The sequence below is a fragment of the Sulfurospirillum cavolei genome (assembly GCF_001548055.1).
Classification (GTDB): domain Bacteria; phylum Campylobacterota; class Campylobacteria; order Campylobacterales; family Sulfurospirillaceae; genus Sulfurospirillum.
The window spans coordinates 1050434-1076249 of record NZ_AP014724.1 but is presented as its reverse complement, the minus strand read 5'-3'; the positions used below and the strand labels follow the sequence as shown (position 1 = coordinate 1076249).

At 43.2% G+C, this 25816-nt stretch carries 23 protein-coding genes; 6 read left to right on the top strand and 17 right to left on the bottom strand.

Going from position 1 to position 25816, the window contains the following annotated elements; translation table 11 throughout:
• Window position 1 precedes the first annotated feature (1 nt).
• Window positions 2-1057, top strand: a complete 1056-nt coding sequence (hemW, locus tag UCH003_RS05425; protein ID WP_060825733.1) for a radical SAM family heme chaperone HemW — start codon at window positions 2-4, stop codon at window positions 1055-1057.
• Here hemW and UCH003_RS05420 read toward each other — a convergent pair.
• From UCH003_RS05420 to UCH003_RS05410, 3 genes are read right to left on the bottom strand one after another with little or no spacing between them, the layout of a single operon-like run.
• Entirely contained in the window at window positions 1054-2652 is a 1599-nt protein-coding gene (locus UCH003_RS05420; protein WP_060825732.1) for a cation:proton antiporter, read from the bottom strand. The genes hemW and UCH003_RS05420 overlap by 4 nt on opposite strands.
• A gap of 11 nt (window positions 2653-2663) precedes the next feature.
• Window positions 2664-3038: a heat shock protein transcriptional repressor HspR gene (locus UCH003_RS05415; RefSeq protein ID WP_039672699.1), complete on the bottom strand. Its 375-nt coding sequence runs from the start codon at window positions 3036-3038 to the stop codon at window positions 2664-2666.
• A gap of 27 nt (window positions 3039-3065) precedes the next feature.
• Window positions 3066-3947 carry a DnaJ C-terminal domain-containing protein gene (locus UCH003_RS05410; protein WP_060825731.1) on the bottom strand — a complete coding sequence of 294 codons (882 nt, stop codon included), beginning with the start codon at window positions 3945-3947 and terminating at the stop codon, window positions 3066-3068.
• A 203-nt stretch (window positions 3948-4150) separates the two neighbouring features.
• Between UCH003_RS05410 and UCH003_RS05405 the strand changes: the two genes are divergently transcribed.
• The 4 genes from UCH003_RS05405 to UCH003_RS05390 all read left to right on the top strand — a co-directional run bounded on the left by UCH003_RS05405 (window position 4151) and on the right by UCH003_RS05390 (window position 8064).
• Window positions 4151-5569: a Do family serine endopeptidase gene (locus tag UCH003_RS05405; protein ID WP_039672702.1), complete on the top strand. Its 1419-nt coding sequence runs from the start codon at window positions 4151-4153 to the stop codon at window positions 5567-5569.
• A gap of 61 nt (window positions 5570-5630) precedes the next feature.
• On the top strand, window positions 5631-6311 hold the full coding sequence (locus tag UCH003_RS05400) for a response regulator transcription factor (protein WP_039672703.1): 681 nt from the start codon (window positions 5631-5633) through the stop codon (window positions 6309-6311).
• Window positions 6308-7546, top strand: a complete 1239-nt coding sequence (locus UCH003_RS05395; protein ID WP_060825730.1) for an ArsS family sensor histidine kinase — start codon at window positions 6308-6310, stop codon at window positions 7544-7546. Before UCH003_RS05400 ends, UCH003_RS05395 begins: the two co-directional genes overlap by 4 nt.
• A gap of 113 nt (window positions 7547-7659) precedes the next feature.
• The gene (locus UCH003_RS05390; RefSeq protein WP_039672706.1) at window positions 7660-8064 is read left to right on the top strand and encodes a hypothetical protein; all 405 of its coding nucleotides are present in this window, start codon (window positions 7660-7662) and stop codon (window positions 8062-8064) included.
• Window positions 8065-8102: 38 nt separating this feature from the next.
• Here the strand turns inward: UCH003_RS05390 and UCH003_RS05385 are convergent, their stop codons facing one another.
• Together UCH003_RS05385 and secA are read right to left on the bottom strand one after the other, a co-directional pair.
• A complete protein-coding gene (locus tag UCH003_RS05385; protein ID WP_060826942.1) occupies window positions 8103-9305 on the bottom strand; it encodes an ABC transporter permease in 1203 nt (400 codons plus the stop codon).
• A gap of 12 nt (window positions 9306-9317) precedes the next feature.
• The gene (gene secA, locus UCH003_RS05380) at window positions 9318-11903 is read right to left on the bottom strand and encodes a preprotein translocase subunit SecA (RefSeq protein WP_060826941.1); all 2586 of its coding nucleotides are present in this window, start codon (window positions 11901-11903) and stop codon (window positions 9318-9320) included.
• 124 nt (window positions 11904-12027) lie between these two features.
• Here secA and lolA point away from each other — a divergent pair, with 124 nt between their 5' ends.
• Window positions 12028-12543, top strand: coding sequence for a LolA-like outer membrane lipoprotein chaperone (gene lolA, locus UCH003_RS05375; RefSeq protein WP_060825729.1), 516 nt, complete (start codon window positions 12028-12030; stop codon window positions 12541-12543).
• 6 nt (window positions 12544-12549) lie between these two features.
• On the opposite strand, the gene UCH003_RS05370 is transcribed toward lolA, so the two are convergent.
• The 12 genes from UCH003_RS05370 to glmS form a co-directional block, all read right to left on the bottom strand.
• Window positions 12550-15126 (bottom strand): EAL domain-containing protein, encoded by a 2577-nt coding sequence (locus UCH003_RS05370; RefSeq protein WP_060825728.1) that lies wholly within the window; start codon window positions 15124-15126, stop codon window positions 12550-12552.
• A 64-nt stretch (window positions 15127-15190) separates the two neighbouring features.
• On the bottom strand, window positions 15191-16354 hold the full coding sequence (gene nhaA, locus UCH003_RS05365; protein WP_060825727.1) for a Na+/H+ antiporter NhaA: 1164 nt from the start codon (window positions 16352-16354) through the stop codon (window positions 15191-15193).
• Window positions 16355-16414: 60 nt separating this feature from the next.
• Window positions 16415-17752 carry a tRNA uridine-5-carboxymethylaminomethyl(34) synthesis GTPase MnmE gene (mnmE, locus tag UCH003_RS05360; protein ID WP_060825726.1) on the bottom strand — a complete coding sequence of 446 codons (1338 nt, stop codon included), beginning with the start codon at window positions 17750-17752 and terminating at the stop codon, window positions 16415-16417.
• Window positions 17749-18711, bottom strand: coding sequence for a Jag N-terminal domain-containing protein (locus UCH003_RS05355; protein ID WP_060825725.1), 963 nt, complete (start codon window positions 18709-18711; stop codon window positions 17749-17751). Before UCH003_RS05355 ends, mnmE begins: the two co-directional genes overlap by 4 nt.
• Window positions 18708-20294 carry a membrane protein insertase YidC gene (yidC, locus tag UCH003_RS05350; RefSeq protein ID WP_231964833.1) on the bottom strand — a complete coding sequence of 529 codons (1587 nt, stop codon included), beginning with the start codon at window positions 20292-20294 and terminating at the stop codon, window positions 18708-18710. The genes UCH003_RS05355 and yidC overlap by 4 nt, the downstream gene beginning before the upstream one ends.
• Window positions 20295-20299: 5 nt before the next feature.
• A complete protein-coding gene (yidD, locus tag UCH003_RS05345) occupies window positions 20300-20638 on the bottom strand; it encodes a membrane protein insertion efficiency factor YidD (protein WP_060825723.1) in 339 nt (112 codons plus the stop codon).
• Window positions 20635-20973 carry a ribonuclease P protein component gene (gene rnpA / locus UCH003_RS05340; RefSeq protein WP_060825722.1) on the bottom strand — a complete coding sequence of 113 codons (339 nt, stop codon included), beginning with the start codon at window positions 20971-20973 and terminating at the stop codon, window positions 20635-20637. The genes yidD and rnpA overlap by 4 nt, the downstream gene beginning before the upstream one ends.
• Window positions 20961-21095, bottom strand: a complete 135-nt coding sequence (gene rpmH, locus UCH003_RS05335; protein ID WP_039672720.1) for a 50S ribosomal protein L34 — start codon at window positions 21093-21095, stop codon at window positions 20961-20963. Before rpmH ends, rnpA begins: the two co-directional genes overlap by 13 nt.
• Window positions 21096-21198: 103 nt before the next feature.
• A complete protein-coding gene (locus UCH003_RS05330) occupies window positions 21199-22770 on the bottom strand; it encodes an AMP-binding protein (protein ID WP_060825721.1) in 1572 nt (523 codons plus the stop codon).
• Between the two features lies 1 nt (window position 22771).
• Window positions 22772-23965 (bottom strand): glutamate mutase L, encoded by a 1194-nt coding sequence (locus UCH003_RS05325; protein WP_060825720.1) that lies wholly within the window; start codon window positions 23963-23965, stop codon window positions 22772-22774.
• Window positions 23962-25326, bottom strand: coding sequence for a methylaspartate mutase (locus tag UCH003_RS05320; protein ID WP_060825719.1), 1365 nt, complete (start codon window positions 25324-25326; stop codon window positions 23962-23964). The genes UCH003_RS05325 and UCH003_RS05320 overlap by 4 nt, the downstream gene beginning before the upstream one ends.
• The gene (glmS, locus tag UCH003_RS05315; RefSeq protein WP_060825718.1) at window positions 25323-25730 is read right to left on the bottom strand and encodes a methylaspartate mutase subunit S; all 408 of its coding nucleotides are present in this window, start codon (window positions 25728-25730) and stop codon (window positions 25323-25325) included. Before glmS ends, UCH003_RS05320 begins: the two co-directional genes overlap by 4 nt.
• Between the last annotated feature and the right edge of the window lie 86 nt (window positions 25731-25816).

Sequence of the window (25816 nt, the reverse complement as noted above, 5' to 3'; positions counted from 1 at the left end):
CGTGCTAGCCTACCTTCATATCCCTTTTTGCGACAGTAAGTGTCATTACTGCGCCTTTAACTCGTACGACACTAAATCAACGCTGAAAAAAGCTTACATGTCGGCGATCAACGACCAACTCCGCTTTGAACTGGAACAAAACGCCATCGAAAAACAAAGCATCCGTTCGTTATTTATCGGAGGCGGAACGCCTTCGTGCATCGATGCGGCGCGGTATGAGCCTTTTTTTGCGCTTATAACGCCCTATTTGACTCCGGATGCCGAAATCACGACCGAGGCAAATCCGCATTCGGCGACCCTTTCGTGGTTGCAAACCATGCATGCTTTGGGCGTTAACCGTATCAGTTTCGGCGTACAGAGTTTCCATGCGCAAAAGCTTGCCTTCTTAGGACGAAACCATACGCCCGTCACGGCGATTCGTGCCGTCGAAAACGCTTTTAACGCCGGTATACGAAACCTCTCCGTCGATCTCATTTATGCAACGGCGTACGACACGGAAGCACTTTTAAACGAAGACTTGCGTATTGCGTGCTCTCTTCCGATCAATCACATCAGCGCTTATGCGCTCACGCTGGAAGAAAACACGCCTTTTTTCGGGAGAAACGAGACGACCAATCCCTCCGAAGAACTCGCACGTGCGTTTGTCGCGTCCATCGTCGAAGCGGGTTTTCCCCAATACGAAATCTCCAACTTCGGCCGTTACCAAAGCAGGCACAATACAGGATATTGGCTTCATGAAAATTATATGGGAGTCGGTGCCGGAGCGGTCGGGTTTTTCGACGATCGGCGTTTTTATCCTCCGAGCGAAATCGAAGCATACGTGCAAAATCCTCTGGCAAGACGTACCGAAATGCTTAGCCTAGAAGACTTACATGTCGAAAAGATTTTTTTAGGATTGCGAAGCAACGTCGGCGTTCTAACATCGCTGTTATCGCAACGAGAGCGTGAAAATGCCGCCATTTTGCTTCACGAAAAAAAGCTCGTGCAAATCAACGATCGTCTTTTCAATCAAGATTATTTTCTCAGCGACGAACTGGCACTTTTTCTCACGCGTTAAGACGCTTCCATCGCCTCTTTCAAAAGAGCTTTCGCCGCTTCGCGTCCTTCATTGACGATGTGGCGAATCTGTAAGGCTTTGAGCAGTTTTTTCTCTTCAAAGTCGCTGGCTTTGGCGACGATTTTGATCGGTGTTCCGAAAGATTTAAGCACTTCACAGAGTAAAATCAGCTTTTTCTCGTTGTTAATGGCGATAATCACTGCTTTGGCATCTTCGACAAAGGCATTTTTTAAAATAATTTTTTCGGCGGCATTTCCGAAGTAAACGGGTTCGCCTCTGCTTTGCCCGAGCTTGACGAGTGTAATGTCGTGTTCCAATACCAAATAATTAACGTTCATTTTTTTCAATCGATAAACGATCTCTTGCCCGAGCTTTCCGTATCCGCAGACGATAATATGATCTTTGATGCCTGATGAGTGAATTCTAAAATCACCGACGTTGGGCTCTTTGGTAATAGCATTAACGATTTTTTGCATATTTTTGAGAATAAAAGGTGTTAAAACCATTGAAATAACGACCGTGACGATTAAAACTTGCGCCGTAGTCTGACTTAAAAGCGAAGAGGAGCTCGCCAACGCTAAGACCGCAAGCGAAAATTCGCCGCCCTGACACAATGCCAAAGCCGTTTTAAGCGCAATACGACTGCCTTGCCTCCACACGAGTATCACATAAACGACCCCGATTTTAATCGCCAAAATAGCCGCTAAAAGAATCAAAATCCAATCGTAGTGTTTTTCGATCAAGGCAATATCGATTTGCATACCGACGGTAATAAAAAACAGACCGAGTAAAATATCGCGGAAGGGAACCAAGTCCGCTTCGATTTGATGTTTATACTGCGTATCGGACATCATCATGCCCGCTAAAAAAGCACCTAAAGAGTATGAAAATCCAAACGTATGCGCTAAAAATGAAGCTCCGACGACCAACAATAACACCGACGCGATAAAAATTTCTTGCGTATCCGCCCATACCACGAGCGATAAAAAACGATTCAATAAATATTTTCCGATGAGGTACATTAACCCTAAAATAATGACCGCACTAATCAACGTTTCCAACAAAAGCGACGAGAGCGTACTGGTCTGATTGGAAAAAATATTGATCATCAACAAGATCGGAATCACGGCAATATCTTGAAACAACAAGATACCCAACGACTTTCGCCCGTAGATCGTATGCATCGTTCCGGTATCGTTTAGAATCTTCAAAACAATCGCCGTTGAAGAGAGTGCCAAGGCATAGCCCACGATAATCGCACTCTTTCGATCCATGCCGAAAAGGTATTCGGCACTAAGCGAAATAATGCCTCCGGCTAGTAGAACCTGTAAAAAGCCGTTAACGAAAACGTCGCGCTTCATGCTGAGCAAGTGTTTAAGCGAAAATTCCAAACCGATCGTGAACATTAAAAAAACGATACCGAATTCCGCGATATGCGTTAACGAGTCGTTGTTACGAAGATTAAAAAACGAAGCGATCGCAAAACCGGTTAAAATATAACCGATAATCGTCGGAAGGTTAATGCGTTTGAATAAAATATTGAGTACGGTAGCAATCGCCGTCGCACTTAAAATAATGACCAGTATATTATCCAAAACGCTTCTCCCTACTCTCCGAAAAGAATAATTTCATAACTGTTTTTATGTTTTACCAACGGATTTTTCGTTTGCGTACTTTTTTTCGACAATCCGCTAATTTCATTGCGCAATCCCTCGATTAACGTTTCGTACTCATCGATTTTATCTTTGAGCTGCATGATAATATCCACGCCGGCAAGATTGACGCCCAGATCGCGTGTTAAACGTTGAATCATCTTGATTTTATCGATGTCGCGTTGCGAATAAAGACGCATCTTACCGTCCGTTCGAGAAGGCATAACCAACCCTTCGCGTTCATACTGTCTGAGCGTTTGAGGATGAATGGTCAATACTTTCGCCACGACGCTGATGAGATAAACGGGTTCTTCATATCCATGATGCATTTTGCGCTCCTTTGCCGATAGCTTCGTTTAAAGTTTGGCTTCCATCATCGCCTTTAAGTCTCGATCCAAAGACGAAAGGCTCGGAAGAACGATATTGGCAACCAAATAAAGATCGCCTTTGGTTTGTGTTTTACGATTTAAAGCACCGTACTCTTTCACACGGAATTTTTGACCGTTTTTCGTCTCTTCTTTGACTTTAAGCGTAATCTCTCTGTAAAGCGTATCCGTCGTGATTTTACCGCCGAAAAGTGCCGTTTTGAGAGGAATATCCACGGTCTTGACCAAATCGTCTCCTTCTCGAACATACTCGGGACTCGGCGCAACGTCGACGGTTAAAAGCAGATCGCCTTTGTACCCTTGATAGCTTTTACCCTTCTCTTTCACGCGCATTTTTTCGCCGCTTTGAATCCCTGCGGGAATCTTAACGTCAAAATTTTCGCCGTTGTAAGAAAGCGAATGTTTTCCGCCTAAAATCGCTACGTTAAACGGAACGACGATTTTAGCGTTAACATCCAAATCCGGTTCGTTAAAACCGCTAAATCCGCCGCCGCCGAAACCGCCGAATCCACCGCTAAAGCCGCGTGCCGAACCGCCGAATCCCCCAAATCCGCCGCCGCCGAAAATGCTGCGTAGAATGTCGTCGAGATTGGCTCCGCCTTGCGCATTGGCAAAATCGTGGAAATTTTGTCCACCGAACATACTATCGCCGTATTGATCGTATTGGCGGCGTTTTTGTTCGTCGCTTAAAATTTCGTATGCGGCGTTGATCTCTTTAAATTTGTCTTCCGCTCCCGGATCTTTATTGACGTCGGGATGGTATTTACGTGCCAAACGGCGATACGCCTTTTTGATCTCGTCGGCACTTGCACTTTGCGCTACGTCTAAGGTTTCGTATAAACTTTTACTCATCATATTACCCTTCAAAAGCGATGTATCGAGGCATCTTCTCAAGAAGAAGCCTCTTCTTCGCTTGAAAATATTTATAGTGATTATAACATAAAAGTTTAGTCTAGGTCAATCAAGTTTTATACCAGCATTAGCTTAATATTTACTTTATATTTACTTCACTCTTTTATAATTTCACGACCAGCACATTTTTTAAAGGACTAACGATGAAAAAAACGATTTTACTCTCTCTTATCGCTTCTCTTTCCCTTTTTGCAGGAACGATCCAAATCGCTCAGATGCCTAAAGATTCGCCAAGACAAGACGCAACGTCTTCCAACGTTATTCTCTCGTACAACAATGCGATCAAAAACGTCAAACAAAGCGTCGTCAATATCGCAACGACCAAGAAAACCAAGCAGAGCGACCAGCTCAACGAACTGATGATGCTCAATCCGTTTTTTAAAGAATTTTTCGGAAACCGACTTCCCGAATTAAAACAGCAAGAGCGTAAATCGCACTCTTTAGGCTCAGGCGTCATTATCTCCGCGGACGGCTATATCGTTACCAACAACCACGTCGTCGAGGGTGCCGATGAAATCGTCGTGACGCTTCCGAACGACGAAAAAGAGTACAAAGCTAAAGTCATCGGAGAAGATTCAAAAACCGATCTTGCGGTCATTAAAATCGATGCCAAAAACCTACATGTAGCCTCATTCGGAGACTCTTCCAATCTATTAGAAGGCGACGTGGTGTTCGCGATCGGAAATCCTTTCGGCGTGGGGGAGACCATTACGCAAGGCATCGTCTCCGCTCTCAATAAAAACAACGTCGGACTCAATCAATACGAAAACTTTATTCAAACCGACGCTTCGATCAATCCCGGTAATTCAGGCGGTGCTTTAGTCGATAGCCGCGGCGCGCTCATCGGTATCAACAGTGCCATTCTTTCTAAAGGAGGCGGTAACAACGGCGTAGGATTTGCCATCCCTTCCAATATGGTTCAAAAAATCGCTACTTCGTTGGTTGAAAACGGCAAAATCGAACGCGGTTTTATGGGCGTTTCCATCTCCGATTTAACGTCCGATCTGAAAGAACTGTACGACAATAAACAAGGTGCGCTCATCGTAATGGTCGAAAAAGATTCACCGGCAGAAAAAGGCGGCTTGCAGGTTTCCGACCTGATTATTGAAGTCGACGGCACGAAAATCAAAAATTCCAACGACTTGAAAAATACGATTGCCGCCATTGCACCCGAGAGTAGCGTCACGATTACATACGAACGCGACAAAAAAATTAAAACGGCAAAACTCAAACTCGCCAAAATGGATACTCAAAGCAGTAAAGCCGAGAGTAAAGGAGCGTCCAGTCCTATCGAAGGTCTCGATCTCACCGAAATCAATAACCAAACACGTATGCAGTACCAAATTCCCAAAGAGACCGAAGGTATTTTGGTTACCGACGTCCAAGAAGATTCTAAAGCGGAACTGATGGGCTTTAGAGAAGGCGATATTATCGTTCAAATCGAGCAAAAACGTATCGTAACGATGAAAGACTTGAACAATGCCTTGAAAGAGTATAAAAACCATAAAAAACGCGTCATCATCAACCGTCAAAATTACAGAGCCATTTTGGTTATGCCTTAAGGTTTTAGGAGGGAAAACCTCCTAAAATTGGCTATAATACCGTTGACATGTAAGGAGTATTATGACGAAAATATTGATGATCGAAGACGATTTGGAATTAGCCGAAATCTTAACGGAATATTTAGAACCTTTTGACATGTCCGTCACGGTCGCGGAAGATCCTTACATAGGACTCTCGACGCTAGATATGCATCCTTTCGATCTTTTGATTTTAGACCTCACGCTTCCGGGTATCGACGGGCTTGACGTGTGTAAAGAGATTCGCAAACGTCATACGATTCCTATCATCATCTCCTCCGCACGCACCGATATAACCGATAAAGTGACCGCTTTGGAAAACGGCGCGGACGATTATTTACCCAAACCTTACAATCCAAGAGAATTGCAAGCGCGCATTATGAGTCTTCTACGACGCAATAAAGGCTTAACGCCTATCGATCAAAACGTACAAAAAACGAAAGATTTAGTCCTCAACGAAGAGCAACGCACCATTGTTTTTCACGGAAAAGCCCTTCCCTTAACGGCTGCCGAATACGGTATTTTGGGCTATCTCATCAAAAAAGAAGGCGGCGTCGTCTCACGCGAAGAGCTGATTTACAATATCGAAGCCATTAGCGAAGAGACAACCAACAAAAGCATCGACGTCATCATCGGACGTATTCGTCAAAAACTCGGAGAAAACCCTAAAGAACCGACGTATATTCACGCCATTCGCGGTATAGGATACAAATTTTTACAATGACCAAGTCTTCTATTTTTTACAGCATTACCTTTATTTTTGCGATCAGCATCGTGAGTATTTTCCTTGCACTCCTTTTCTTGTTGGAATACGACAAGCAAACCTATACCGAAAAACTCAATATCAAGTACTCCATCATCGCGCGTGCGACGCTTTTTCACCTTAATAATTTTATTACCAACGAAGAGTTGAAAAAGCAAGTGCAAGGGTACCAAATGCGCGAGATTACGGATAAAGCGCAACAAGAACATATTATCCAAAATGCGCAAGTGATTCAAAAAATCTCCGATCGAATCGGATCGAGTGCCATTTTGCGCTACGAAAACGACCACTACTTACAAATCGAAACCAAATACTCGTCGTTACTGCTAAAAGACGAAGATTTTCAACCCTACCGTTACGATTTGATTAAAACGATTTTCGGCATCGTCTTTACGATTATTATCATCGCGTATATTTTGACGATTCGTAAAATCAAACCTTTACGAAAACTCAAACGCCAAATGGATGCGTTTGCCAAAGGCAACCTTACGATCAACTGTAAAACCGACGGCGAAGACGAAATCTCCCAAGTCGCCAATGCGTTTCATAATGCGGTCGCGCAGATCAACAAACTCAACCAATCCCGACAGCTCTTTTTACGCAATATCATGCACGAACTCAAAACACCTATCACAAAAGGTCGCATTAGTGCCGAAATGCTCGAAGAAGGCAAGCAACGCACGCGTCTGATCGGAACGTTTGAAAAACTGGAACTTCTGATTAACGAATTTGCCTCGATTGAACAAATTACCTCCGGAGAGGGGCTCAAAAACGTCAAACCGTACCGTTTGGTCGATATGCTTGACGAAGCCATCGATCTTGCGATGATTTCTCCTACGCAAATCGAAATCGACGGCGAAGAAGAGATTATTTTAAACGTCGATTTTCGACTCTTTACGACGGCGATGAAAAACGTCATCGACAACGGTATCAAATACTCCATTGATCAAAAGGTACGCATCGTTGCGCGCAAAACGAAAATGGCGTTTATTAGCCAAGGCAAGCCGCTCAAATACGAACTGGCACATTATTTGGAACCGTTTGTGCAAGAAAACAATTCACACCACAGTTTCGGACTCGGTCTTTACATCGTGCATCATATTCTCAAAGCACACCGTTTGACGTTTACTTACGAACACAAAGACGGGTATAATTATTTCAATTTTGAAAAACTCGATACGCTCGAACCGAATTAATGTTACAATAGATTGCTTTCATTACCCTCTTTCAAGACGGAGTTCGCGATAAAGAGATCACTTACGACGAATGAAAGAAAGTAAATAAAAACTCATTGACAAGGAGACGTTTTATGTCCGGAATCGCTTTTTCCAAGATCAATCTCGCCAATCTTATCGACCATCATATCGCCTTATTGGAGCGTTTCGGAATTAAAGACGAAGTTCCGTTTTCGCTGATTTTTTTCTCCCTCGAAGATCGCAAAGAGATGGATAGTTTGGAGATGTTTCAACGCATTCTTCGACGCACCGACGCGATTTTCAACCACAATAACCATTATGTCGTTATCTTGACGGGAACCGATTGGAACGGTGCGACCGAAGTGCTTTCGGGGATTCAAGAATTTTTAGATCAATCGCCCCACGATAACGTCGTTACCTATCCGGAGGACGGAACCGATTCCAAGACGCTTTTGAGTAAGCTTCAAGAGATGGTGGAAGATAACTGCAATATCACGACCGAACTTCTACATGTATAAAAAAGCGGGCAAAATATTGCCCGCTTTGAAAAGCATAACTACTCGTTACGAAGGGTATCTAAAACGTTAATCTGCGTTGCTTTATACGCGGGGTAATACGAGGAAAGAGCCACGATAGCACTCGTTCCTAAGACGATCAAGAAAAAGTCGAGCGACGATAAATCAAGCGGCAAGCGCGCCGTACCGTAAACATCGGCAGGGAGCGAGATAATATCAAACGAACCGAGTACCCATAAAACAATACTGCCTAAGAGCATACCAAAAAGCATTCCGCCGCCGCCAATCACCAAGCCTAGGTAAAAAAACGTATTTTTGATCTCTTTTTTATAGGCTCCCAGTGAAAGCAAAAGAGCGATTTCTTTGCGTCGGTTCATAACCGTCATCAACAAAGAGCTGATAATATTCAAAGATGCAATGAGAATAATCAGCATTAAGACGATAAACAAAGCGCGTTTTTCCAATGCTAAAGCGGCAAAAAAATTGCCGTTCATCTGCCACCAACCGACAATTCCTAAATCCGCCGGTAAGGTTTTTCGAATCTTTTCGATATCGACGAGAGGATTGTCCGAATAGATATGAATGCCGTCAAACGTTCCCTCTTGGTATTGCAAAATTTGCGCTAAAGAGTCCAACGTCGTGTACATGTAAGCTTTGTCGTACGCGATTAAGCCCGAATGAAACGAACCTTGATAGTTAAACCGTTTCATCTTCGGAATCAAACTCATACCGCCCGGATCGTTTTTCGTAAAAATCAACGTCGCTTTTTCATCGGCACTGAGTAAATGGTGTTTTGCCAGTTCGCTTCCGGTAATCAAATCGTATTTATCAAGCGTTTTTCCGCGCACCGCATCGGCGACGATACTGTTGATCTGTGCCTCTTGCTCGAAATGAACACCGAAAAGCAATCCGCCTTCTAAGCGGTCTCCTTTTTTCACGATCACTTGGGTGGAAATATACGGGCTAAACTTCAGTGAAGGAAAATTCGCTTTCAGCGTTTCCAAATCGTTTTGCGTCACCGGAGAAAAGGTACGCGAATAGATCGAAAGCGGATAATTCATCGTAAAAAGTTTTTTTTCAAACTCTTTGTCAAAGCCGTTCATAATCGCCATAGCGACCATTAAAACCGTCAATCCGATCGCCACGCCGAAAAATGCTAAAAGCGAAATCACGGTAATGAACGGCTGCGATTTATCGAATCGCAAATATTTTTTAACGAGATAAAGACTAAGATTTCCTTGCACCACCGTTACCCTTTATGCTAAAAGCCCTTTTTTAGGACCGCTCTTACCGCAACATTGTTTGTATTTTTTACCGCTTCCGCACGGGCACGGTTCATTTCTAGGAATTTTTTTCTCTTTTTCGTCTTCTTCGTCTTCCGCATAAGGATTTTGGTGTTCTAAGGTCGTCGAAGTATTGTTCTCTTCCATACGACGGATCATCTCTTCCATCGCTTGACGTCGCTCGTCCTCTTCTTTTTGATCGCGAAGTTTAACGATATGAAGCGTTTTAAAACTCTCAAATTTGATTTGTTCGACCAATTCGATAAAAAGGTTATAACTCTCTTTTTTATATTCGGTTAACGGGTCTTTTTGATTATAACCGCGAAGCCCGATACCTGTTTTTAAAATATCCATTTGGTATAAATGGGCACGCCATGCATTGTCTAAAACTTGAAGGTATAAGATACGTTCGATTTCTTTACGTTGCGTCGCATCAACGAGGGACATCTTTTCATCGTAACGTGCTTCCAATAACTCCGTCAATTTCGTGCGCAATCCGTCAAAATCAAGCTCTTGAAACGATGGGGCTTCAAATGCTTCTCCAAGCTCGTCTCTCACAACGGCACAAAGACGTTCAAGATCGTATTGCGTCTCGGAAATACCTTCGTAAATTTCAGCTCTAAAGAGCAGATTGGTAACGAACTCGAGACGAATTTCTTTGATTTTTTCTTCGATACCGAATGCGGGATTTAAAAGATCGTTTCTAAAATTGTAAATGGTTTTACGTTGTTTATTGGCAACGTCGTCGTATTCCAACAAGTGTTTGCGCGCTTCAAAGTGAAGGGCTTCAACTTTTTTCTGTGCGTTCTCAACCGCACGCGTTACCATTTTCGATTCGATATGTTCACCCTCTTCGATGCCGAGTCGCTCCATAATCGCTTTAATACGATCGCTTCCGAAAATACGTAAAAGATTGTCTTCCAAACTTAAATAAAAACGGCTCTTGCCCACGTCACCCTGACGTCCCGAACGACCGCGAAGTTGGTTGTCGATACGACGGCTTTCATGACGTTCCGTACCGATAATATAAAGACCGCCCAAAGCTTTGACTTCATCGGTCAATTTGATGTCTACACCGCGTCCCGCCATATTCGTTGCGATCGTAACGGCACCTTTTAAGCCCGCATCTTTGATAATTTGTGCCTCTTTTTCATGGTTTTTCGCATTTAAAACCGAATGCGGCACTTTCTCTTTTTTCAGCAACGTATGCAACAATTCGCTTTTTTCGATGGATGCCGTACCCACCAAAACAGGTTGACCTTTTTCATGGCATGCTTTAATGTCTTTAATGACGGCTTCGAACTTTTCGCGTTCAGTCTTGTAAATCAAATCGTTCATATCTTCGCGACGCATCGGTAAATTTGTCGGAATAGAGATAACTTCTAAATTGTAAATTTGAGAAAATTCCGTTGCTTCGGTTTGTGCGGTTCCCGTCATACCCGCAAGCTTTTTATACAATCGAAAATAGTTTTGGAAAGTAATATCCGCCAAAGTTTGTGACTCTTCTTTGATCATCACGCCCTCTTTGGCTTCCAAGGCTTGGTGTAAACCTTCGGAAAAGCGTCTGCCTTCGCTCAATCGACCCGTAAATTCGTCGACGATAACAATTTCGCCTTCTCTGACGACATAGTGAACGTCCGCTTCAAAAAGATAGTGGGCTTTCAACGCTTGATCGAGGTGGTGTGATAAAACGGCATTTTCCAAACTGTACAAGTTGTCGACTTCAAACAATTTTTCGGCGTTGCTGATGCCCTCTTCGCTCAAAATAATCGTTCGATTTTTTTCATCGACGCTAAAATCACGTTCTTTAACCAATTTTCGCGCTACGCCGTCGGCAAGTTTATATCCCTCTAACGTTCGATTCGCAGGTCCGGAGATAATCAAAGGCGTCCTCGCTTCGTCGATTAAAATCGAATCGACTTCGTCGACGATCACGAAATTATGCATACGTTGTACTTTTTCGCCCGAAGAGTAGCGCATATTGTCGCGCAAGTAGTCAAAACCGAATTCGTTATTCGTACCGTACGTAATGTCGGCGTCGTATTGCGCCTTACGTTCGGTATCGTTGGCAAGATCGTTGGTCACCACACCTACGCTAAGCCCTAAAAAGTTATAAATTCTAGCCATATCCGCCGCATCGCGTTTCGCCAAATAATCGTTCACGGTCACGACATGTACACCCTCACCGCTCATTGCGTTGAGTACGACCGGAAGCGTTGCAACCAACGTTTTACCTTCACCCGTTTTCATCTCGGCGATATTGCCGCCGTGCAAAACTAAACCGCCGACCATTTGTACGTCGAAATGGCGCATCGTCGTCGTACGTTTGCTGACTTCTCGCGTCATTGCAAAAACATCGTTCAAAACCTCGTCCAAAGATTTTAAACCGGCTTGGACATCCGCTTTCAATGCGTTAAACGCCGCCTTAAGATCTTCATCGCTTAGCCTTTCATACGTCGGTTCTAAGGCATTGATTTTTTTGACGCGTCCCATTAACTCTTTCACGACGCGATCATTTTTCGTGCCGAAAATTTTACGAACGATACTACTGAGTGACATACGATTTTCCTCTAATTTTCTTTCTTTTTTCTGATCTGTTTTCATTAGAATTCAGGATTTTATCATACTTTTACTATCTCTTTGATAAAACTCCATAACGATATTGCACGACCAAGGGGTTTTTATGCGTTTGATTGGAATTTTACTCTGCCTTACAACGCTTTTATGCGCAAAAATCGGCGATTTTAAAACGATTCAAAGCGATTTTATTCAAAAAGTGACCAACGATCAAAATAAAACGATTGCGTACGAAGGGACGTTTTATGCCACAAAAGAACAAAAAGCGTTATGGGTTTATCAAAAACCCGTCGTGAAAAAAATCTATTTTAACCAAAACAAAGTGTTAATTGTCGAACCGGAGTTGGAGCAAGTGATCGTTACGACGTTGCAAAACACGCCCAACATCGCACAATTGCTTCGCGAAGCCAAAGAGGTCGCTCCGAACCGTTATATCACCCGCTTTATGGACACGACGTATACGATTGTCGGTTCTAACGATACGATCGAGAAGATAAGCTACAAAGATAAATTGGAAAATAACGTCGAAATTCTCTTTTCCAACGCTTCAACCGATCTTTTTATCGACGACGAAATGTTTCGCCCCGATATTCCGAAAGGATACGATATCGTCCGTGAATAAGCGATCTTAAAGAAGCTCCGGTGCCGTCGGTTTTGAAAAGAGATAGCCTTGAAAATAACGGCATCCGAGTTCTTTTAACGCCTCAAACTGTTCTTGTGTTTCCACGCCTTCGGCGATGACTTCCAAATGAAAACTTTGCCCCATAGAAAGAATCGTTTCCACAATCATCGCATCGCTTCGATTGTGAATAAAATCGCGAATAAACGATTGGTCGATTTTTAATTCGTCGACGTGAAAATTTTTGAGATACTGCAAACTCGAATATCCCGTTCCAAAATCATCGATCGACAATGAAACGCCGAGTGTTTTGAGCGCATTGATCTTCTTCAACGCTTTTTCACTGTCTCCAATCAAAAGGCTCTCCGTTAATTCCAAGCGAAGTCGTGAGGGATCGATGCCGTTTTCGTTCAACATCGATTCTAAAATTGCGATAAAATCTTCACGTTCAAATTGCTTGATACTCACGTTAATCGAAATGCGCCATAAGGATTTTTCGGCATCTTCTTTCCATCTCGCCGCTTGGGAAATCGCCTCTTTCATAACCCAATAACCTAAAGGTATAATCAATCCGGATTCTTCGCAAATAGGAATGAAATGTGCCGGTGAAATGATCTTCCCGTCTTTTGTCTGAAGTCTAACCAATGCCTCCACGCCGACGATACGGCGATTATGATCAAGTTGCGGCTGATAGAGCAAGAAAAACTGCTCACTGTCCAATGCGTCGCGTAAGCGTTGCAACATCAACGATTTTTCTTCCATGACATGTTGAATAAATGCGTCAAAAAAACGAATCGTATCGCGTCCGTCTCTTTTAGCCGCATACATGGCACTATCTGCATGGCTTAATAACGACTCTACGCTCTCTTTTTCACCAAAAAGTCCGATCCCGATACTAACCGTCACGAAAAAAGGATGATGATCAATCATAAACGGCTCTTTTGCCGCGATTAAAATCTTCATAGCCGTCTCTTCGGCACTACGCGCGGTTGCTTCCACATTGTCGGCAATATTCGGAAGTAAGACGGTAAACTCGTCGCCGCCGAAGCGCGCTAAAACATCATTGTCCCGCGTGAAGCCTTTGAGACGCTCCGCCATTAAGACCAAAAGCTTATCGCCCGTTGCATGGCCTTTAAGATCATTAATCGACTTAAAATTATCAATATCTAAAAATAACAACGCACCGTACATGTGAGAATTTTGGTGCGCTTGTATGGCAAGGCGAATGTGCTCGCTTAGCATCGTTTTGTTAGCCAAATCGGTTAGCGGATCGTAATACGAAAGCTTAATAATGCTCTCCTTTTGACGAAACGAGTTAATGGCAAAGCCGACGTCTCCCGCCAACTCTTCGATCATCGCGCGCTCTTCTTGACTAAAACCTTGCGGTATCGTCGTACAAATCGTTAACACGCCCAAAACGTTACGCGCAAATTTATCGCTTCTAAGCGCGGTAATATACGCTTCGCTCACACCGTAACGATGCATCATTGTTTGGCATGAAGAGCCGACGGCTTTATCGTTGTGCGTTAAAATACGGTAACCCCCTTTATGAAAAACCTCTTCTTCGATATCCGTAATGTTGAAATCACCGTCAAGTCCCAAGGACTCTTTAACCAAGAGTTTCTCTTCGTCCCACAAAATAATTTTGACATGGGCAAACGAATCGTTTTCAAAAAGGCATTGTGCCGTTTGGTGTAATAACTCGTCGAGCGTCTGCGTCGTAATTAAGATTTGATTACTGTCGGCAACCGTACGCAAAACCGAGTAAAGATGCTTTTGATGATCGTACGCTTTTTCCAGTTCATCGCTTTTTTGCATCAATTTTTGCGTCCGTTCTTTGACCAACGCTTCCAACTCTTTTTTCTGTTCCACTTCTCTTTTCGTTAGCTCTTCAATCGCCAAAAACGTTACAACTAGCAAAAAAAGCGTTGCCGCTACGCTAAAGACGACTTCTTTCCAAAAAAGCGCGATGACATCGTCAAAGACAAGGTTTTTGGGCATTTTTATGCTGGTAAGTCCTCTTACTTCACCCAAAGAATAACCGTAAGCATTGTCGTAACGCTGGGCGATATAGGGCAATACTTCCTCTTTTTTACCGTGACAGGCTAAACAATATGCCTGAATTCGTAACGGCGACGAGAAAAAATAAAACGATTGCCCGTTCGCCTCTTCGATTAATTCGAGCTTTTCGTCTTCTTTAGGGTGGGCATCGAAATAGCGGATCATCGTCTCTTCAAGCGCGTCGGCTTTATTGTCAGGATTGCGCGGTCTATCCGAAACATTACGAATCGTAATACCTTGTTTGGAGCGTTGGCTAAAGAAATCACTGATATGCGTTGAAGCGTGCGCAGGTAAAAATCCGACCGTCGAGTCGTTTAAATCGATACCGCTTGAGAGAAACTGTTGGTGATACACATAACGCATCGAAATAAAATAGTCATGGAGTGTTTTGGCTTTCGAATACGCTCTAATCGCGGTCAACTCGTGCGCTTGTCGGTATAAATAACCGATAACGACGGCATTGGCAAGAAAAATAAAAAGCGTTATTATCCAAAAAAGACGTTTGGTAAGACTTAATTGTTTCACTGCCGGCTCCTTTGACGAGGCACAAAACGTATTACAGTATAGCTTTCCTTAGCTTATGTCATAATTATAAAATTTTTTTAAGAAACAAATACCCGACGATGCCCGAGCAAAAAGAACCGATGAGAATCGCCAGTTTATCGGCCTGAAAAAAAACAGTGCTATCGTTGTACGCTAACGTCGTCACAAATAAGCTCATCGTAAAACCGATTCCCGTCAAAACGGCGACACCGTAGAGTTGTTTAAAACTACTGCCTTCGGGCAATTTGGCCCATTTTAATTTCACGGCCATATAACTAAAGCAAAAAACACCGACTTGCTTTCCAAGGAAAAGTCCGAGTGCAATTCCAAGCGAAACATTCGAAACCAACGTTTGAACGGAAGCCCCTTTAAGATCAACGCCGGCATTGACGAAAGCAAACAGAGGCAAAATCAAAAAGGCGACCCAATAATGCAAGTCGTGTTCCAACTCTTTGAGCATCGAAAAACGCTCTCCTTGAGCAGTGTAAGAATAAAGCGGAATCGTAAAAGCCAACACGACGCCGGCAATGGTTGCATGAACGCCCGATTTTAAAACGGCAACCCACAAAACGATACCGACTAAAATATAAGCCGCTTTTTTCACGACACCCAAACGGTTCATGATCACTAAAAGCATCATAGCCCCTAAAGCGACCATCATCGACATAAACGAGAGTTTGGAGGTGTAAAAAAGTGCGATAATCACGACGGCTCCCAAATCGTCGATAATCGCAAGTGCCATTAAAAAGATTTTTAAGGAAGGAGGAACGCGAGGCCCGAGCAAAGACAAAATACCTAAAGCAAATGCAATATCCGTCGCGGTCGGAATTGCCCATCCGTTCATTGCAAAGCTATCGCCGTAATTAAAAAACGCAAAGACGAATGCGGGAGTTATCATTCCGCCTATCGCGGCAATCAAAGGTAAGGTAATTTGACTTCGAGAAGAGAGTTCCCCCTCTAAAATTTCACGTTTGATTTCCAAGCCGACTAAAAAAAAGAATACCGCCATCAATCCGTCGTTCACCCAAAGCAAAAGCGGTTTGGCTATGCCGAACGAGCCGAAACTGATCTGCAAAGGCGTTTCTAAAAAACGAGAGTAAAAGTCGGTTAAAACGCTATTTTGAAGCAAAAGTGCCGTTAGAGTAACGACAATCAAAAGAATGCCCGAAGAGGACTCTTTTTTAATAAATTCTTCTATCGATGTTAACATAAAAACCCCCTTTCGTTCGAGTTTTATAGTAACGAAAAGAAGTAAATAATTTGTAAATCGCTATTTTCCCAAGCAAAAGCGGCTGAACATTTTATCGAGAATTTCATCGCGTTCGAAAGCGGACGTAATTGAAGAAATCGCTTCGACGGCAGCGTTGATGTGAAACGCGAACAATTCAAGCTGGCCTTCTTTAAGGAGATCAAACGAAGCCATAACCTCTTTGTACGCTGTTTTAACCGCTTCGACTTGACGCGAAGAGGTCAACATAATACTATCTTCGTGTGCGCATCGATCCAAAAGCGATTGAAGCGATTGAATTAAAAGGTCGGTATCGCGATGAGCGGAGAGCATCAAACATGCTTCCTGTAAGAGCGAGCGATCAAATAAAGCGGGTAAATCGCTTTTATTCAAGACGTAAATCACGGACTTTGTCGCTTCATACGTTTGAAGTAAGGTTAACATGTGAAGATCTTCCGCATCACATGTACGGCTATTGTCAAACATCGCAATGACGATTTCAGACTCTTCGATCGCCGCGATCGAACGTTCGATTCCGATTTGTTCGATCGTATCGTGGGCTTGGCGAATTCCTGCCGTATCGACGATACGCACCAAGTGCGAACCGATACGAAGCTCTTCTTCGATCGTGTCGCGCGTTGTACCGGCAATATCGCTGATAATGGCTCTGTCGTAACTCAAAAGTGCATTTAGAAGGGAACTTTTACCGACGTTCGGTTTGCCGACAATGGCTATTTTAAAGCCGCTCATCAGTCCTTTTCGACGTTCGCTACTCTCATAAGTACGGCGCAATTCTTCACTCAAAGCATCTAAACGCAGGCGAATTTTTTGCATCATATCCAGCGGTAAATCTTCTTCGGCATAGTCGATATTGACTTCGATAAAAGCCAACATTTCAACGAGTTGGTCTCTCACATGTTCGACAAACTGTTTCAGCTCGCCTTTGAGCTGACGCGTTAATATTTTTGCGGCATCCGCACTTCTCGTTTCGATTAAGGCGGCTATCGCTTCGGCTTCGGACAAATCGATACGACCGTTTAAAAAAGCTCTTTTGGAAAATTCCCCCGGTTGAGCAAGGCGCACGCCTAAGCCTAAGAGCGCGTCAAGAACCATACTTGCGACGATTGAACCGCCGTGGCATTGGAATTCGACGACGTCTTCGCCCGTAAAACTGTGCGGTGCTTTAAAATAAAGAACGATCGCTCGGTCAATCGCTGCGCAAGCGTTATCGTATAAAAACGATAAAGTCGCATGCCTTGGTATCAGCGTCGTTTGGTGAGAAAGTCGAAGGGCTACGCTTAGGGCATCCGCTCCGCTCACACGCACAATCGCAATGGAGCCGATACCCGAACTCGTAGCTATCGCAGCTATCGTGTCTATGCGTTTTTCCTATTAAAATCATTCACGACGATAAATTTACCGCCGTCTTTTCCCGATTTGATACCGACGTATTTTTCGGGGAATTCGGTTCGTAATGCTTCCAGCGCAATTTTGATCAGAACTCCGTCTAAAATCTTCGTTTGACCTTTTCCGCTGTTACGAATACGCTCAATTACCGGTACCAAGTACTTCTCGATCATCTCTTCTTGATTTTTCAAAAATTCCGCAATTTCAAGGCGAATGTTAAGACCGTATTTGAGGTTAATCCAATTGTATAACAGATACGAAAGTGCTTTATAGCGATACCCCTCTTTTCCGATCAAAAGAGCCGCGTCTTCACCGCTAAATTCGATTAAAATCGTCTCTTCGTCGTATTTTGAGACCAAGGGCGTATCCAGCGTAAAACATCCGTATTTAAAAAGATTTTTGATGTTTTGTCGTACTTCGTCCAAAATATCGTTAATCTCGCGTTTTTCCTGATGGAAATTTTGATCGATAACGCTAGGTGCTATCGTATGGCGCACTTCTCTCAACGGTTTAGCTTGCTCGAATTTAGGCTCGTGCGTTACGGGCGTCTCTTTCGTGTTTAGCGGTTTCCGCTCGGGTCGCTCTTGTTGTACTCCTTCTTTAAAAGGCTCTTTATTTTTCGTACGATGGCGTCTATTTTTAGAACGTTTTTGAAACTCTTTACGCTCATCAAAACTTGCATCGCTAGGCGTTTCACCGCCTCTTTGATGCTCTGTAGGTTCTTTGACTTCACGCTCTTCTCGTTCTTTAAAATGAGGCTTATGTGCCCCTTTACGTTGAACTTCGATAATGGCTTTTTTCTTAAAAAGCCCCAAAAATCCGCCTGATCCGTTTTGGATAATGTTGATTTCTAAATCCACTACCGAACACGACAACTCGCCCGCGGCTTTTGAATAAGCCTCCTGAAGTGTTTCAGCTTCGACTCGTATCATTTTTCGACCTTTGGCTCTTCATGTTTTTTGGCAAAAATTCTATTGACGTAAAACTGTTGAACGATCGATGCAAGGTTATTGGTAAACCAATAAAGCGTTAAACCCGCAGGGAACGTGACAAAGAAAAACGTAAAGATAAGCGGTAAAAATTTCATAATTTTTTCTTGCATCGGATCGGTGAAACTCGTCGGCGTAATGCGTTGATGGACGAACATCGTAATACCCATCAAAATCGGAAGAATAAAATAAGGATCCATGACGGCAAGATCGTTAATCCATAAAATCCACTCTGCTCCTTTGAGTTCGATCGCATTTTGTAACACGCGATACACGGCAAAGAAGACCGGAATTTGAAGAAGAATCGGCAAACATCCGCCCATCGGATTGGCACCGTGTTTTTTATACAACTCCATCATGTGCATATTCAGTTTTTGCTTATCGTCGCCGTATTTTTTCTGTAATTCTTTAATTTTCGGTGCAAGCTCTTTGAGCTTATTCATTGAAACCATGCCTTTATAGGTTAATGGATACAATACCAAACGTACGATAATCGTCATTCCGACGATAGCCCAACCCCAGTTACCGAAAATACCGTGCAAATAAGAGAGTAACATAAAAAGCGGTTTTGCAATAAACGTAAAAAAGCCGTATTCGACGACGTCGGTCAATCCCGGATGAATCGATTGGAGCAATTTATGGTCTTTAGGACCGATATACCCGCCCAATTTAAAATCGGCTTCGCCTTGAACGAATAAAAGAGGATCTTTGTCCTTACCGATCGTGACGATACTGTTAAGGCCTTTATCGAGGTTGTAAAAAAACGTCGTATAGTATTTATCGGCTGCCGCTACGATTTTAGCCGCACTAAACTGTACGTCGCTCTTAGCGGAACCGTCGTCGATCGTTTGAATCGTATCGTCGGATTTTTTAATCAATGCACCGTGGAAAGTATAACTGTCGATTGCGACATGCGGACGAAAGCCCGGAGAAATAAAATACTCTTTCGGACTGGAAAGCATGACATGAATATCGTAATTTCCGTTAGGATAAAACGTCAATGTTTTTGTGACGCTTAAACCGCTCAACTGTTGCGTCAACACGACCGTAGCACCTTTTGCGTCGACGTCTACCGTACTTTTATCCGTGCTGTACGACATAGCAAAAGCATCGTCGTTGAGCGATTTATCTTTAAAACGAATTTCTAAAGGCAATAAGTTTTGAGAAGCGTCGATGAGCTGAAAACGCTCGCCTTTATCGTCTTTGTATTTCCCTTCTTGAAGGTACATTCTTGCAATGCGTCCTAAACGATCAATTTGAATTTCATAAGAAGCCGCCTTAATCGTCGTAATGACTTCCGTCGTGGACGTTGCATTGGTCGGTGCGGCCGTCACATCTTGGCTATTCGTCGTTACGCTCGGTGCCGATGTAGCGGCTTTTTGCTCAGCAGCAACAGAAGTATTGGCATCGGTCATCGGAGGATTTTTGGGGATAAAAAAGTGATCGTAGAGTGCAAAAAATAAAAAAGATAAAACGGTGGCGATAATAATACGCACCTGAGGAGTCAGTTTATCTGTCATTGAGATTCCCTTTATTTCAATGTTTTAAAAGCTTTTACGATGTAAAAACTTTGTGTGCCTTTTGGCACGAACCAATAAACAACACGTTGTGAGGAAATCCGTTTTACATGTACAAAAGAAGGAGCGGCAAACACTTTGCGAACGATAGGATAATCGATTCCGCCTACAAAAAGTTGATTGCATTTTAAAATGCGTATAACACTGTACCAAAGTGCTTTGAAAAAACCATTGTACAAAAGTTGTTCTTTTGCGTATTGCGAACATGTCGGATAATACCTACAACTTCCGTAACTAAAAAGCGTCAAAAACTTTTGGTACAGTTTTATAAGCCACAATGTCAAGGATTTCATTCTTTAACACAGTTCAACTTTTTCATAGACCATATTATCCCTTTTTTGAGTGCCTCGTAGGATAATTGGTGTATCTTCTCTTTTGCAACAAAAACATAAACACCGTCGTTCAACGTAGGTTGTATATCTAAAAAAATTGCCCGAAGCCTTCGTTTGGCTAAATTGCGTTTAATAGCATTACCGACTTTTTTACTCGCGGTAAATCCAACCCTTTTTGTCGTATCGTTCAAGTAAAAAACAAGGGCACCTTCGTAGTGCCATTTTTTCCCGTGATTGTAAATATATGAATACTCTCGTGTTTCCTTGAGAGTTTCATACGCCCTTAAGCGGCCAATCTTCTTCTTCCTTTAGCACGACGTGCTGCAATGACTTTACGTCCGCCTTTGGTTTTCATTCTCTCTCTAAAACCGTGTGTACGCTTTTTAGGGGTACTGTGAGGTTGATACGTTCTTTTCATCGAAAGTTTCCTTCTGTAAAAATAATTTAAGGTATGGATTTTACCTTAGCTTTACTTAAAAATTGCATAAGATTCGATTAAGAACTCCAAGATACGCAAGGTTCTAACGAAGTTCCAAGACCTCTTTTCGTAAAGCTTCTTTGTCAATTTTGACTTCACTCGGACTCGTTTGCGGCAACTTTTCTTTGTAAACGATAATCGAAGGAATCATATGATTGGGCAAATGTTTTTTCAACTCGAAAAGAATTTCATTTTTCGGAATTTCCCTTATAGCACCGTAAACCATGACGATTTCTTCTTCCGTTTTTTCGTTTTCAATGGAAAAAACAGCACATTGTGCTACGCTCGGAAGTTTATCGTAAACGACGCTTTCAATCTCGTAAGGGCTAATACGAAAACCGCTGACTTTAATCATGTCGTCTTTACGAGAGACGAAATACAAATACCCCTCTTCGTCTCGATAAACGAAATCACCGCTGGCAACAACGATTTCATCGGTCAAATCGCCCTCTAGGTTCACGATTTTTTTCAAAATATCGACGCTTTTATAACGTTTTTGCGTATCTTCTTTGGATTTCCAATAGCCTTTATAAATATAACCGCCTCGATGAATGAGCTCGCCGATTTCTCTAGGCGCACACTCCAAGCCTTGTTCGTTGATCACGTGAATTTCAACGCCCGGAATCGGTTTACCGATGGAATTAGGACGAATTTTAAGTTGTGCCGGATCGAGGTAAGTCGAACGAAATGCTTCGGTTAAACCGTGCATCGAATAAAACTTAGCGTTTTTAAAATGTGCTTCGATGTCGTGGATCATTTTCGGCGTAATTTTACCGCCTGAAGAGGTCACGATGCGCACGTTTTGCAATAATTTGGCATTGGGAATTCGGCTACTATCGTCAAACATTTGGGTAATGTGCGGCGGCATCACCGGTAAAACGGTCACTTTATCGTTGATAAGATGGTTGAAAAAATCGGCCGGAAGAACCAAAGAATGAAGTGCCAAGGTCGCATGATGATAGATCGAAACAAAAAGCTGATTGAGACCGTAGTCTAAAATAAACGGTAATGTTCCCGAAATGACGTCTTCTTCTTTAAGTTCAAGGTAGTTGGAAACAACGCGTGCACTGTCGATTAAATTACGATGGGTAATGACGATACCGCGCGGAAAACCCGTCAAACCGAAACTGTACGTAATTGCCGCATTTTTATAATCGCCGATGTTACATGTATAAACATCGCTGCAACATTTGTAAATTTCTTCAAACGAAACGATGTCGCGTTCGCTTGCCTCATAGGTCATAATTTTACCGCTATAGTCGATTGCATCGATATTTTTGATCTTATTTTTATCGGTAATAATGCACGAAATCCCGCAATCTTTGATGATGTGCTCGACTTGTTCGGATTTTAAAAGACGCGAAATGGGGACGAAAATATGCTCGGTTGAAAGCACCGCCAACATAGCGATAATCTGCTCACTACTTTTATGCGAATAAATACCGATGCGCGAGCCGCTCGGTAATTCCAATTCGCTAAAATAGCGTGCGACTTGATTGACTTTTTTAAAGAGCTCACCGTAGCTAAGTTTTTTGGCTCCGTCGATAACGGCAATTTTATCGGGGCAGACAACGGCGGCTTTTTCTATTAATGCACGAATACAATTGATTGACATCTTAGCTCCTTGAAGCGGTATCGTTTTGCATGCCAAGCGTCCAAATGGCATACTCGTAATCCATCACGATGTTGGGTATGGCGTGAAGTCCTAATACTTTTTTATAGAAAAACTGCATAATGCTCTCCGCCTCTTCATACGAAAGCACTTTAGTGATACCGCCCGTTAATACGACGGTTTTGAGCTGTTCAAGATGTAGCGTTACGTACAACGGGTGCAAGCGCGAGACTTTGTAAAGCACCAAGAAAATGGAGAGCTGCATCAAAATGCGAAGTGCTTTTTCGCTCTCTTCTTCCAAGATATTTTCCGTTACGTTCAAATACGCCAAAAGCTCGTACACGAACTCGTTGTTTTTGGCGGCAAAGATCAGCGTCTCACGTGATTTATAGACGCCCAGTTTTTTAAACACCAAACGGTCAAATCCGCTTTCGCTGACGATATTGTCGCGCACCAAATCACGGCTGTAATGAATATCGGTCGTTGCGCCGCCGATGTCTACGACGATGAACGGATTGACCACGTCAAAATTGGCGTCAATCAGCGGTAAAGAGCGATTGACGATGTAAGGCGTAGAATAGATTTGATTGGCCGTGATAGCGTAGAGGTGTTTGATGTCCTCTTTGCCGACGATATCGGCTTGATACAGATTGGTCAAGTATTCTTTCAGCTCGCCGCCGTTGACATGTAGCTTTTCGGTGATGATGTTTCCAAGCACTTTAAGCTCTTGAATGTTTTCGCTCAAAAACATTGCGTCTTGTTTTGTGCCGACGTACACGATGTTGTTGTAATGAACATTGCGTAAAAAGTGAAACAACTTTTCGTCAAACACGTTTGCGATACCGTCGATCCCGCCGACGAGAATAACCACGTCAATCAGTTCTCCCGGTGCTTTGGCTTCGTCGATTTTATGGTACAAAATCGTATCGATGATGTTAATCCCCGAGTTAAATGCGATGTTTTTGGCAAATTTGAGGCTGAACGAATTGGTAAGACCGATAATGAGTGTACTTAAACCGCCGTTAGCGGAAGAGCAAATATAGATGTCTTCTTTTGCGTAGTTGGAAAAAATATCGCCGCATTTATTGAGCAAATCATCAAAAATATCTTTGTTAAAATCGCGAAAATATTGGTTAATACCGCTTTGCTGACACACTTTAAAATAGGTACTACCCACGTCGATCAGTAGTTTACTCATAGCATGGCTCCTATGTCGTGGATAATTTTGTTGATGACTTCGGTTTTACTTTCCGGTAAATTGACTTTGGATTTTTCATACGCAAAACAGCGTTCCGGTAACGGAAGCTTTCCTTTATCGATGATGCGGATATTGCCTTGATCGTCTCGAATCGTAATCACGGCGTTATGGTTGATGATGTGCGGCGAAAACGGCACGTCGATAAGTCCGCTTTTGATAGTGTTAAACACTTTCCGCCACAAGGTATCGGCAGGATCGTTCATGACCGCATCCATTAACGCCCGTACTTCCAACTCAAGATTTTCCTCTTCTTCGGCATCGCTCATCACGGGAAGTCCTTTGAGAGTACGAAGCGTATATTTGGTATTAGCGACCGATTGGGCATTGCATTGCATGGTCGGAATTCCAAACGCCTCGTCGCGCGTTTTGATGATGATTTTATCGGCTCTAACCATCGCGGCAATGACCGTGTTGGTATTGATCAGCTGGTCGGAGAGTTCTTTGTTGCGCGGAAACGCACCCATCCACTGATGGTAAACGAGATTGATGATGGCATCTTGACTTCCAAACGTATCGGCGTATTCGCGTGCCAATTTCTTTAAGACATTGGACGTGACGATGTCTTGCATCATCGAGCCGTTTTGCGAGAAACTGACCGAAAAGGATTTGACGCCTTCTTCCAACGATAGAAGCATCTCGATGAGCTGGATCACGATAACGATGCACGGCGGAACGAGCGTTGCCGTGAGAGGACCGAACGATTCACGATTGATCGGCTCGTTGAGTTTGGAGTAAAGCGCACAGACTTTGTCGACGTATTTCCAGTACAAGAAGGCTTTATCGAGCGGAAAGTTTTTCGAGTAAGGCAACATGTACGTAATCGGTCCGCCCTCGATCTCAAAAATACCCGACGCCAAAGCGGTTTCCACCAAAAGCCTCGCATCGGGCGTACCGTGGCGAAGGCTAACGGGTTTGTTAAAGTGTGTGATCATTTTTCTGGTCGTTCGATAACCGTGATTGACAAGCGGATAGCCGTTGAGCATGTCCATCTCGTTCTCTTCGGAGAGGCGAAGCATCTTTTGCGCCATCGCATAGTCGTTGAGGCGCGTGTTACTATCCACCGTCAAGGGCAAAACGTCGATGTCGGCACCCATAAACGTTTCGTAGAGTTCAAACATCTTTTTATAAGTCGGGAAACCGCCGCGCGGCTGAACCAAAAGACGGTCGCGTTTTTTAAAATGATGCGTGATAAAAAGCTCTTTGGGAGCATTCGCGATAAAATTTTCAATCTCGGCAAAATCAAACGTGTCGGCGTATTCGTTGCGCGTAATGACGTCGCGCTCTTTTTGCAACAAACTCATGCGCGCTCCTTGACGTATCGCTCTAACTCGTCTAAACCGGTATTGAGATCGACTTGATGGAACACGAGATCGAACCCGTAAGATCGGTATTTGGGGATAATATCGTCTTGGTTGGCTTCACCCACGGCTAAGTTGCCGCCGATCACAAAGATAACGTCTTCACGCAAGTTATACTCGGAGCGCAAAAACTGCAAATCTCTACACCACCCTTCCGCTTCGCCGTTGAGTGACGAGATCAGCAAAATGTCGGCGTCGGTTTCAACCACCGCGTCGATAAACTCTTCCAATGAAGTGTTGACACCCAGATTAAACACTTCAAACCCTCTTGCTTGTAACGATATATCGATGAGTCGGTTAGCGACCACGTGAATATCGTTGCCGACTACGCCCGTGACAACTTTCATTCTTTTAGCCTAAATTTTGAATAATTTTGTATTTTATCTTAACCTTATTAAAGTATAATTAACACAAATTTTTTGAAAAAGTTTTA